General features: G+C 60.7%; 12 protein-coding genes. All 12 read right to left on the bottom strand.

From position 1 onward, the window contains the following. Positions 1–360 (bottom strand): hypothetical protein, encoded by a 360-nt coding sequence (locus ACIQUB_RS06210; RefSeq protein WP_402928919.1) that lies wholly within the window; start codon positions 358–360, stop codon positions 1–3. A 99-nt stretch (positions 361–459) separates the two neighbouring features. Continuing rightward, entirely contained in the window at positions 460–1,470 is a 1,011-nt protein-coding gene (locus ACIQUB_RS06205; RefSeq protein WP_132668047.1) for a major capsid protein, read from the bottom strand. A gap of 10 nt (positions 1,471–1,480) precedes the next feature. Beyond that, entirely contained in the window at positions 1,481–1,864 is a 384-nt protein-coding gene (locus ACIQUB_RS06200; RefSeq protein WP_402928917.1) for a head decoration protein, read from the bottom strand. Between the two features lie 2 nt (positions 1,865–1,866). After that, positions 1,867–2,445 (bottom strand): hypothetical protein, encoded by a 579-nt coding sequence (locus ACIQUB_RS06195; RefSeq protein ID WP_402928915.1) that lies wholly within the window; start codon positions 2,443–2,445, stop codon positions 1,867–1,869. Positions 2,446–2,462: 17 nt separating this feature from the next. After that, on the bottom strand, positions 2,463–3,383 hold the full coding sequence (locus tag ACIQUB_RS06190; protein ID WP_402928913.1) for a S49 family peptidase: 921 nt from the start codon (positions 3,381–3,383) through the stop codon (positions 2,463–2,465). A 9-nt stretch (positions 3,384–3,392) separates the two neighbouring features. Then, positions 3,393–3,662 (bottom strand): hypothetical protein, encoded by a 270-nt coding sequence (locus ACIQUB_RS06185; RefSeq protein WP_402928912.1) that lies wholly within the window; start codon positions 3,660–3,662, stop codon positions 3,393–3,395. Then, positions 3,659–5,281, bottom strand: a complete 1,623-nt coding sequence (locus ACIQUB_RS06180; RefSeq protein ID WP_402928911.1) for a phage portal protein — start codon at positions 5,279–5,281, stop codon at positions 3,659–3,661. The genes ACIQUB_RS06185 and ACIQUB_RS06180 overlap by 4 nt, the downstream gene beginning before the upstream one ends. Beyond that, complete coding sequence (locus tag ACIQUB_RS06175) at positions 5,278–7,266, bottom strand: terminase gpA endonuclease subunit (RefSeq protein WP_402928910.1); 1,989 nt, start codon at positions 7,264–7,266, stop codon at positions 5,278–5,280. The genes ACIQUB_RS06180 and ACIQUB_RS06175 overlap by 4 nt, the downstream gene beginning before the upstream one ends. Next, a complete protein-coding gene (locus ACIQUB_RS06170; RefSeq protein ID WP_402928908.1) occupies positions 7,263–7,865 on the bottom strand; it encodes a hypothetical protein in 603 nt (200 codons plus the stop codon). The genes ACIQUB_RS06175 and ACIQUB_RS06170 overlap by 4 nt, the downstream gene beginning before the upstream one ends. 175 nt (positions 7,866–8,040) lie before the next feature. After that, entirely contained in the window at positions 8,041–8,586 is a 546-nt protein-coding gene (locus ACIQUB_RS06165; protein WP_402928907.1) for a hypothetical protein, read from the bottom strand. 163 nt (positions 8,587–8,749) lie between these two features. Next, a complete protein-coding gene (locus ACIQUB_RS06160) occupies positions 8,750–9,535 on the bottom strand; it encodes a hypothetical protein (protein ID WP_402928905.1) in 786 nt (261 codons plus the stop codon). Positions 9,536–9,838: 303 nt separating this feature from the next. After that, positions 9,839–11,662: a phage/plasmid primase, P4 family gene (locus ACIQUB_RS06155; protein WP_402928904.1), complete on the bottom strand. Its 1,824-nt coding sequence runs from the start codon at positions 11,660–11,662 to the stop codon at positions 9,839–9,841. Positions 11,663–11,667 lie beyond the last annotated feature (5 nt).

Here is an 11,667-nt window from a genome sequence, read left to right as displayed (position 1 = left end):
TCAGCCCTTCAGCTTTTCCAGCGCGGCTTTTGCGCTTGCGAGAGCCTGATCGGCAGTGGCTTTGAGAGCGGCGTCGTCGCCGGCGGCCGTCACTTCGGCTTCTGCGTCCGTCACAGCCTTCTCTGCTGCGGCGATTTCAGCGGCAGTAGCGCCGGATGTCGGAGTTTCGGCCTTCTTGGCCTTGGTGACCTTCTCGACGTCCTTCGCGTACGCAAACTTGTCGTCGATGAGGTGCTGACCGTAGTCAGCGGGTACCTCGATCGCCTCGTGCGCCGCCACCGACACGTCCTTGTCCTTTTTCAGGACGGACGCCGGAATGATGCCGCCGTGGTGAAAGGCGATGCCAATTTTCGATGCCATTTTAGGAACTCCCTTCCTGTTGCCCGATGCCTGCTCGCCAGGCATCGGGCAACAGGAAGCCGGCGTGGCCGGCCTCCCTAGTCTTGTCCGCTGCTGCAATCAGGTGAGCGTCAGCTTGCGCAGAACCTCGGGGCGAGTGCAGATCGAGATCGGGTTAGACTGAACTTCAAGGTCGTAACCCTTGTGGTTCAGCTTTTCGATCATCTGCGCATAGAGCGGCAGGCCCGGCGTGTTCACCGTTTCATTGTAGTCGGCCGGAGCGAAACGCGTGATGTAGAGATCATCGACACCGGTGATCGCGACGCGGGCTTCGTTGGCGGCGATGTACGGTGCGCCGAGATCCGCGGTCGCTTTCGCGCCGGTCTTGTAGCGTTCCCAGGTCGCGCCGCCCCACTCGAAGGTATCAGGAACGTCCTGACGCAGGATGACGGCGCTTGTGCCGTAGAGAAATGTTTCGCGTACGGACTTGTGCTGCCAGAGCGCCTTGTGAAAATCACGACCGGTGAAGCAATGGATGCCGCCATAAGGCTCATCCAGAGAATCTTCGATCGAATAGACGACATCCTGCCAGAGCCCGGTAACGAGCGTGGTGTCGACATCGAGCTCCAGCGAGATGGCCGCCGGAACGGCAATGCCGAACGCATTGTAGAGATCGACGAGCGTCTTGCCGGACTTTGCCGTGACGATACCCTTCAAGGCGCCCACACGCTGGTGTTCCAGCGTCATCTGCAGGTCCTGACCGTGCCGAGCAGCCTTTCGGTTGACGCGACCGACGACGGTTTCGAGAGAGCTCTCGGTGCCGAACTCCCTGACGTTCTGAACTTCATCGGCGATGACGCTGTCATTGCGCTGGTAGTGCGGCACGTTGATCGGCACCTTGGTGCGGTCATCATCGCCCGTCGTCTCACCAGGGCCGCCACGCTCGGACGGCTCTACCAGGCCGAGCTTGCCGTTGCGACGCTCGATCGAGATCATCGTGGTAGAGACGCTATCTTCCTGGAAGATGCCGCTGGCGCTGACCTGGCCAGGGCGATAGGGAACGGCGTTGACGGCCGCTGTCAGGCTTTCAAGGCTGAACGGGTCGGAGGCATGGACATTCGGTGCAGGCATCGTCGTTCTCCTATCGTGCCTTGATTGTAACGGCGCGCAGCTGCGCCAGCTTGGTCGTGCGTTTGGCCGCGTCGTTCACCGTCGCTTCGAAGATCAGCATCGGCAACTTGACTTCCGCATCATTCGTGACGCAGACCGCAGGTACATCAGCGGAAGTCGCGTCGACCTCGTAGCCAAGGATCGCAACGCCGGTCTCGGCGCCCTCTTTCCCGGCGACACTGGCGTTCGGCGATGGAACATACTTGCCATCGGCAGTAACTTTGCCGAGGACGGTTCCGGCCAACACCTTGCCGGATCCGGACTTGATGGTGAGCACTTCGCGCGACACCATACCGTTACCCTCGGAGAGGATGAAGGCGAGGTCGCGCGCCGTTTCAGTGAAGCTCGTCGCCATGATCATGCTCCTTTCGGGGTTACGCGACGCGCGGCGAAGATGGCGTCACGATTGATAGCGGCGGCCTTGTGGCCGGCGCCGGATGCGCCAGGCAGCGCGAGATTGGCAGCAGCGAGGCGCTGCGCCTCGTACACCGATGCGGACGCCGGCGCTGCAGATGCCGCCGGCTCGGTGGCGGCTGTCGACGCCTCGGCCGCAGGAACGTTGGCGACGACGAATGAGATGACGGCATCGGCCGACATGTCCGGCGACGCTGTCGAAAGATCGAGCGCCGCGCTCATGCGCTTGGCGTCACCCTTGACGCCTTCGGCACCGAGAATGGCGGTCATGCGGTCGGTGGCCGCCTTGAAACCATCGGCGCCACCGGCTGCGGCGGTTGCAACGGCTTGAGCGATCGATGCAGGGGCCATGCCGGCCCCAGGCTGTGGATCAGGCATGTCTTCTCCTGTTAGCGATGCCTCGAGCAGAGGCCCTTCGGTGATGGACGCGGAGGCGTCCGGTTCGCCTTCGTCGGTGACGAGGACATGAGGAGCCGCTCCGGGGCGCACGGCGGCCCGGATGGCAGCAATCAGACTGGTCATGATGGGTCTCCTGGGGATCAGCCCCGGTTCACTTCCTTGACGAAGGCATCGAACGCTTCCAGCGGATCGCCGACAGCATCGGCAAGGCCCAGCTTGACCGCGTCCGATGCGTCGAAAACGCCGGCTTCCGTCGCCAGCGCCTTTGCCTTGGTGATGCGGCCGCGGCGGCCAGAGGCAACGACCTGCGCGAAGTCCTGACGCATGCCCTCCGCTTCGGCCTGCCACTTTTCGGCAAGGCTCGCATTGAGCGGCTCGTAAGGGTTTCCGTCGGCCTTCTGTTTTCCGGCACGAATGATGGTGAGGCGAATGCCCTCATCCTCGAGCGCCTGCGAATAGTCCGCGTGGATCATGATCACCCCGATCGATCCGGCGCCGCCATAGCGCGGCATGATGATCTGCCGCGCCTGTGACGCGAGCAGGTAGCCGGCGGAATAGGCATGATCCGTCAGGATCGATATGGTGGGCTTCTCCTTCGACAGCTGTGCCATTGCCGCCGCCGTCTCGAAGCCGCCGTTGACCATGCCGCCGTAGCTGTCCACCTCGAACGCAACGCCGCGAACCATGTTCGAGCGACGCGCCATCGAGATCTGCGCCTGCAAACCCTGGTAGGACGTCTCGCCGGAACTCGATCCGACCCAGCCGCCCTTGTGCACCAGGCTGCCTTCGATCGGGATGATGGCGATGTTTTCGACTACGTCGAACGGCAGGGCGTTGGCCCGGTTATAAACCCGCTCGATACGGCCTCCGACCTTTCCTGCCAGCGGCCGTCCATTGCCGCCACCGACATGATCGATGGCGCCCTCGGGATTGGTGATCACGATGGTATCGCCGGCGATGCGGCTCCCAAGCCCCTGCAGGAATGCCTCGGCCTTGCGAGGATCATACATCAGCGGCGTATTGAACACGCGCTGGGCGATCTGTGCATAACGAAAGCTCATGACATATCCTCAGAAACGCAACCGCATGCGCCGCGTTGGACGGCAACCGGTCGTCTTCGCCTGGCAGGCCGCTTGCAGCCTGACCAGTTCCTTTTCTATATCGGCGATGCTCGAGGACGCGACCTTGATCCGCTGATGCATGACCGGCGACCGAATTTCCGATTCCTCGATCTGCTCGCCAGCAAGGCGCTTGGTCCGGGCCGCGGCCAGAACGGCGTAAAGCGCGCAGGGATCTTCGACATCGACCGTGATGCCGCCGATTTTCACTGCGTTCGTCATGCGTTCACCTTGCCTTTGCCCGCAGGCTCGTCACTCGAAGCGCTCGGATCGCTGGGCAGGCCGCGTTCGAACGGCGACTTCATGCCTGCCTTGATGTAGCGGTTGTGCCAGTAGAGGCGGTTTTCGAAGACCTCTTCCGGATCTCCTCCATCCTCACTGATTTCCTGCTCGAGCGTGCCTGTACCGTTGACGATCCGCTCGCTAGCCCCCTTGGCCTTCTTGACATCATCGGCGGTCGGCTTGCTCGGCCCGGTGCAGATCGCCCACAGGATCGCCTCGCGATTGGCACGATAGACATCGATCCCACCCTTGAAAGGGGTCAGGCCAGTCTCGATACGCTCGTCAACCCAGCTTGCGTAAGGGATCAGAACGTGCGGCGAAGCGATGCGATCGGTGCGCCGGCGTGCGATCGGCCAGGTCGAGGCGTTCTCCATCTGGGTGCTGGCATAGGTGGCCGCGGTAAAGTCCAGCGTGTACCCGCCGTAGGTGATGCCGAGTGCGCGCGCCGTTTCCCGGTTGAATGTGCCGATCACATCCTTGTGGTTCGGCCCCGGCGCCGTGATGCTCTTGAACTCCATGTCCTCGCCTGGTGCGAGATGCGACACCCCTGCCCCCGGGCCAAGCCGTATTTCCGATTCTGCAGCCCGGTCGAGCTGCGCCTTGAAGTAGTTGACGAAGTCGGAAGCGATGTCAGCCGCGCCTTCTCCGCCTGCTTCCTTCATCATGTCGAGCGCCTCGAATGCCTCCGCGCTCGGCTTGTCGCTTTTCAAGATCGCCGCATAGATCGTCTGCAGGAACATCAGCTGCGCCGTCGCGTCGTCGACGTTCTCGGCCATCAGGTATTTCCGGAACGTTGTCACCAGCGGTGAAATCCCGCGCACATCGTCGCTCGAGAACGGGTCATAGGCGTGCATGACCATCTGCCGGCCATCGCTGTCGCGCGCCGCATAATCCTTCTTCTGCCGGAACCCATCACGCTTCTCTTCGAAGCGATAGGCTATCGGGCGACCATAGCTGTCGTGCACGACGCCCTGATAAAGGCCCTCGACGTCACTGGTATCCTGGACCAATTGCTGCGGCGAAAGCAGCAGGAATTTCGTCCCAGTCTGCGTTCCCGCAAGACGTTGCGACCGCGGCAGATACTGGCAGACCCCGACACTTTCGCCAAAGGCCAGCCAGTGACGAACCCCGATATCGGTCATCTGCGGGATGGTCCACTTGGCGCGAAAATCGCACTCGAGCGGGTTCCATGCCCAGATCTTCCAAGCCGCCTTTAACTCCCGGATCCACACGGTGGTCTCTTCCGGGCTATAACCGAACCTGGTCAAATCAGGACGCGGGTTGAGCTGAAGCTCGATGCCGACGGTGTCAGCAATGATCTGATCCGCCGCGCCACGAAGCTTTCCACTGTTCTGCAGCAGATCCATGGCGAGCCCGGCCGCGCGCGTCCAGACTCTGCGGATCTCATCACGATGCTCGCGAAGCGAAGCGGGCCGGGCAGCGATCACGCCCGACTGGGTGTCGCGCATGTAGCTGGCACGCACCCTACCAGGGCCAGGAGCAACAGACGGGGCATCGCTGCGAACGCCGGTCGCCTTGACCTTGTGTCTCGGTTTCACCTGCGTCGTTTCCATCGATTCTCTGGCTCTGGCTTGTTCACCACCGGCGACGCCGGCTGAGGTTCTGGCTCGGGTTGTACAGTCTGCTGCGCGACGATGATCGACGCGGGTGACAGAAGATCGGGATGCATGATCGGGTCGTGCTTGGCCCTTAGTGCTGCCCATTGACTTTTCGTCATCCGCGACAGGCCGAGATGTTCGGCCATCGCCATGGCGTAGATCCTGCAATCGAGAAAGTGATTGTCAGGGCGCCGCGTAAGCCATTCTTCGTGGAGCTTCCCTTTGATCAGTTTCTGCGAAAAGTATTCCGCCGTGAGCTGCTGGAAGTATTCCTCGCCAAGCTCCATGTGGAAATGGCAATAGCCGGGCGGATCAGCAGCCTCGCCGGACCGCAAACCAACCTTATGCAAATTGCCGTAAAGCTCGGCCTTCAACGACCATGTACCCACCGGCCACGCCATCGACGAACCGAAGCGGCGGCGCTTCCCGCCTTTCTGGATCGACTTCTTTTGCGGCGCGCTGATCGCCGGGACACCGCGGCCAGGCATGCCCTTGATGGCATATGTATTGGGGTGGCGGCGGCACCACTCGAGAACCTGGTTGGTGCGATAACCACTATCGACGCCGAGCGCCTCGATCTTTCGCAGCACCCCGTTGGCATCAGGAAATTCCTGCTGATACCACTTCTCCAACAGCAGCCAGGCGCCCGCCTGGGGGTTATCGGTCGCACCCTCGAAGAATTCGGCAAAGACATTCCAGCTCTGCCGATCCTCCGCGAAGACGACCGCTTCACAGTAAATTCCGTAGGACTGGACGTCGGCGCCGGCGACGAACAAAAGTCCGCCCGATGGGATCGTGCCGACTTCGTAGGTCTCACGCCGCTCCATGAGCCGCTGGTGATCCGGCGCATTCCCTTTCATCTGGTAAGGCAAGGCCTTCACCAGATTGCTATAGTCCTTCGCACCGGCCTCGCCCTTGGCTTCGTAGGTGATCTTGTCCTCGGCGATGGCCTCATAGGACATCATCAGCGACATGAACGCATCAACGTGGAAACCAGGATGCCTGTCCGGCTCATCCTTGGTGGCTATGTAACGTCCCTGACGAACGCCAAGTACGCGTTCCATCTCTGAAATGTGATGCCCACAGTCGCAGACCATTACAGTCTTGTGAGGATGCGCGCGGTCGATACGCAGCTTAGCGTCGACTTGCACCATCTCCTGACGGCACTCTGGGCAGCGGATAAACCAGAACCGCTGATCAGATCGCCGGAAACTCCGGTCGATCCGGCAGTGACCGGGCCCCTCACCAAGTGCATCCCCGCTGTCCAGCTCGGGCGTCGACAGTTCGAAGATCTTGTAGGTCTTCTGTCTGCGAAAAGCTGTGAAGCGACCAAAAAAAAGGTTTTCTGGATCGGCACCGTTGGGCAGCATCTGCCACTTCGATACCTCGTCCTTCACCCCGAATCTTGTCGTCTTGGACGACAAGTCCATCACGGTGTTAGCGTTGGCCAGAAAGATCGAGCCACCTGGGAACTTCTTCTCGTAGGTGGTCGATCCGACCCCTGACCGACTTGTCGTCGGCTGGATGATCAGCTTTTCTGTCTTTTCCTGCCATCTGTCGATGAGAGGCTGCAGCTTCGCCGAATTGATATCCTGCAGCGCGTCGATGCCCGGTACGCCATAAAGCGCATTATCGGGGCTGTTCTCGGCGATGTACATCATCCAGGCGAGCGCGAGGATTGTGACACCCGTCTGCTGCGCCTTTCGCACCGTCACCAGATTGCAGGGATGCTCCTGACTGAGGCAATCAGCGATATCCACTAGGTACGGCGCGTCCTCTGCCGACCAAAGCTCCCCTTTTCGCGGGCCATCCACAAGAACGACGTTCTTCGGTAGCCAGACCGGAAATGATACTGGTGGCTGCGGGCGGATCGACCGCTCGAGAACGGATGCGACCGACCGCAAAGCGCCGGGATGCACCGTCACGCCTCTTCATCCTCGATTAGCGGATCATGCTCCGGCGCGGACGCCGCGATCACCGCCAGCTTGTCGGCGATCTCTGTACCGATGGCGAATGCGATCTGGCGAAGGAGAACGCGAACACCATGTACGCCTTCTTTTGAGACAGCCATTGCAACCTCATCCGCCCTGTTCGGCAAACGCCTCAGGATTGCTTGTATCTCGCCGCCGATGATAGCTAAGGCCTCCTCGTTTCGATCTTTGCGGATAAGCTGATCGCAATCTTCCTGATGACGGATCTTTTCACGTCCGACCTTCAGCCACTCTGACTGCCGGCGGGCCTCTTCGAAACTCTCCTCATCGCGCGGCGGCGGTCTGGTCGATCCTGAATGCCCGCCTTCACTGACACCTCTGATCGGAGCCGTCGCCTTTGCCGGGTTCGTAAACCGCTGGCGAAACTCGTCGTAGTGAGCAAGGGAGACCCGCATCACCTGACCTTGAGAGCCACGCTCGACGGGGGTGTCTTTCCAATCGTCGAGCATCTTCTTGACGGCTTTCGAAACAGCCGCCTTGGAAATTCCGTCGCGCGCAGCAATCTGCGCAATCGACCACATGACAGTGCTCATCGTTAACCTGCTCGTTAACTGCCGCGTTAACGCCGTTAACCCCGTTAACCCAAGTTTTTGAAGCGAAAGACTGACAGGATCCCGGGGTCGCCCCGGCCCGCAGAGGGCAAGATTTCCGGTACGGTCCCTTGCCCAGGGGGGGTGCCCGCCCCCCTCGACCCCGCCCCTTGGGGGGTCATCGAGGTAGGAGGCGATCCAGTTCGTGTAGCACTCGGGGCGCCAAGTGATCTTCGATCAGCTCCGCCAGCACCTTGACGAACTCGTCTGGATTGTTCGTCACGTCATGCGCTGGGTTCGGACCGAACAGTTCCCTGATCGGCAGCCGCTCCTTGCCGACGCGCTTCATCACGCCGCGATGACCGCTTCCCATGGTGGCGATGAAGGCCGACTTGTATGATCCCCTTGCCCTGACCCGAACGCCGCGCGACGTTTGCGTGGCGCCGAGATCAGACAGCGGTATCCAGCCAGACTTCTCGATCACATCGATCGTGTTGCTTCCGGCGTTGAAGAAAGCCGTCGTCAGCTTTCTGACCTTACCGACCGGAAGATCGGTGCGCTCAGCGCTGCGCTTGACTATCCTCGTCCTGGCCATATCGCGCATGCGACGCATCGCGCTGGCCACGGCCTTTCCCTTGATCTCGGCGGGCAGGTTGCCGATCGCTCGGGACAACTGCTGGATCTCGCTCGCATCGAAAAAAAGCTCGGTGGCCATCGTCTGCACCTCGGAATGCCGCCATTACAGCGGCGAGATCATGGTCGCCTCCATCGTCCGGAAACGCAAAACCCGCCGGGCGGTGGCCTAGCGGGTTTCTCTAACCTTTTTCAGTGTGCTTAATGTATGTCAACTATCTGCCGCATCGCAATCCGGCCGACAGAAATTTATATCAAGCATTTTCAATACCTTGCGTGAAAACCCTCGACCGCGCCCATGGTGCTCGATCAGCAATAAATGGAAGCAGCGTTGAGCTGTGAAGCTTGCCCGATAGCTCGCGATGCAGCGTTTCTAGCGCATCCTGCCACAGCTGCCAGTCCAGACGGGAGAGGATCGCTCCTCTCAGCGGCGCAGAAAGCTGGTATTTTCGGTAAGCCCCACGCATCGGACGCTGTTTCTTGCGGTCAAAGCCGTCCGTTTCGAACATATAGGATCGGCCGAAACCGTCCTTGGTCGAGCGCTGGACAAACCACAACGGCTTTCCCTTCGAAGATACCATCGTTTCTTCCGGCCGCTCGACCGTCCAATCCGGCCCACGGCCGAGGATGGCATAGGTGACGACCAGGTTGACGACGTGACGTCCGCCCAGCACATCCGGCTTAAGGCGAAGCGCCTGCACGGTGCTGGCAACCTCACCGGCGACGAGACCCAGATCGTCGGACCACTCGGGGAACGGCTTCCATCCGTCGCCGATCTCGAAGCCACCGCGCGCCGCCAGCCGCTTCACCGCATCGCCGGCTGCCACAGCGTCTGGATGCGGATCGCCGCCAGCCATGTAATCGGGGATCACACCGTAGCCGTTCGGCGAGCGGTCGATGATGGTTCCAAGATCGGCCATCTCGCTGACCTTGCCCCAGGCGCCCGCAATGCTCGGACCGTAATCAATCCCAGACCCGACCTTGCACAGCTCCTGCGTAAAAGCCCAGGTCAGAAACTGTTCAATCGATATCTTCTTCATCTTCTTTTCCCTCATTGGATAGTCTGGATAGTTGATTGGATAGTTGTTGGAGAGTTATTTCTATTAAATTCAATGTGTTAGATGGTTTGGATGGTATTCCTCGCCTTACATTGATGTTTCATCAAAAATCCCCTTCCATATTTTTCGCAGACAATACGCACGCGAAAACCCTCCGAAACTATCCAAGTCATTGATTTTACTCCCCCACACCCCCTTGGAACCCTCCAAGAACCCTCGAAGAAACTATCCGAACTATCCAATTCTGGAGGGTGCGAGCGGTGACGGGTGGGATTACGGGGCATGTCAGTAGACCTCCGGCAGCGGTGCATCGTCATCGAAGCGACCAGCTGGTGGCTCGGGAACGTCGTCGCGATGCGGCGCGGGCACATCGCGCAAGCGGATACCGTGGTAGAAGACGTAACCAGACGTCTCCTTCTTGAATTTCTTCGCCATCGCTCGTCCGAAGGCGGTCGCGCTCATCGGCCTGCCACCTTCGTCCTCGGTGAACCGGCAATAGGCAGCAAAGAGCGTTTTCGATTGTATCGGCTCCGCTTCGGGATCCTTGACGACGCAGCGCGCCACGAAAGCCGATGTCCTGTCCATATCGTCGCGATACTCCTGCGTCGCGCTGCGCACCGCGTCGGGAATGACGATCCCCTCCTTGAGATAGATGTTCACGCCCTCGATCAGCCAGTTGAGGATGCCGGAATACTCTGGCCGGAAATAATTCAGCATGTCCTCGAACTCGCGCCGCTCCGCCTCCGGCACCTTGACCGGCCAATGCACGACGGACATGCGTCGCCAGATGCCGTCGTCATTGCCGGAAATTTTCGGATAGCCGTTGCCGCTCATGATGACGACGAAGATCGGGTCGAAATCCATGTAACCGGCGAACAGGTCGCGCGCAGTGATCGTCTCGCCGCCTGTCAGCTCCTTGACGAGGTTCTCTTTCAGATCTTCGCCCTCTGGCAGTTCCTTGACGCGCAACAGCCGACGGCCGAGCAGGCGCGCCAGATCCGGTGACGCGCCGCCTGACGATCCGCTCTCGCCGATCAGGCTGGTGGCGGGCAGCGTCACGGCGACATCGCCGAGCAGCCGGCACAGTGTTTCCATGTAGACCGACTTGCCGTTTGCGCCGTCGCCATAGTGGAAGAAGAGGTATTGCACGGTGATGCCGACGAGGCCGAGACCGGAGGACACCTGCACCAGGCGGCGAACGGCAGGATCGGGCAGCATCGTCTCGAGGAACCGTGTCCAGCGCGGGCATGTCGCCTTCGGCTCGAAGCGCACAGGCGCGACATGGGTGATCAGATCCTCGCGGCGATGTCCTCGCGTCACCCTGGCTTCCGCCTCGATGCACACGTCGATCGTCTCCGGAACGTTCGGCGTCTCCTCGCGACTGACGAACTTCGGGTTTTTGCGCCGCTCCATCTTGCGTTCGAAGCGCAGGGTGGCGTTTTGAACAGCAAACCGCATCCTGTCGGCGTTGAGTTCGTCCGGCGTCTTGATGATGTGGGGCGCCGAGCACGCAAGTGCGGCGTTCATCCGCGCGATGTTCTTCGACGAGACCGCGTGGTCCATGCGCCGTTTGACGCGCTTGCCGAAGGCATCGAGCGCCTTTTCGCGGGCAGCGATCAGTCGCCGCTTGCCGACGTCCATGTCCTCGCCGTTCTCCTCCATCTCGGCCGCTGCCTTGCCGGCCTCGATCTTCTCCTGCTCCGACTGGGTCGGCTTGATGTAGAAGCGCTCCTGCGCGATCCTGTCGCCGAGCTGCTGCGCGATCTTGAGCGCCTTCGGTCCGCCATTGGCGATGTCCCAATGCGTCCCGGTCCAGACACCGAACAGAGCCTGCTTCGCCTTCTCCTGAGAGATGACGAGCAGATCCTGCCCGAAATGCTTCAGCAGGCGCTTGCCATTATCCGTGTCGGAATGGTCGAGGCCGGCGCAATATTCGAGCGTCGCCTTAAGATCGTCGTCGGCGGGTGGCGCCGGCGGCATGTCGTCGAGGGTCTCATCCGAATCGTCTGAGACGGGTGGGGTTTCGGGGTCCACCCCGCGCTGCGCCAGGGCGTCCTGAATGATATCCTTCAGCCCGCCCGGCATGTCCGCCGATAAATTGTCCTGCATTCCCC

Origin of the sequence: Rhizobium sp. NPDC090275 (assembly GCF_044772225.1) — a bacterium.
Lineage (GTDB): Bacteria > Pseudomonadota > Alphaproteobacteria > Rhizobiales > Rhizobiaceae > Rhizobium.
The sequence above is the reverse complement of the archived record's forward strand: the minus strand, read 5'-3'. Positions and strand labels throughout refer to the sequence as shown.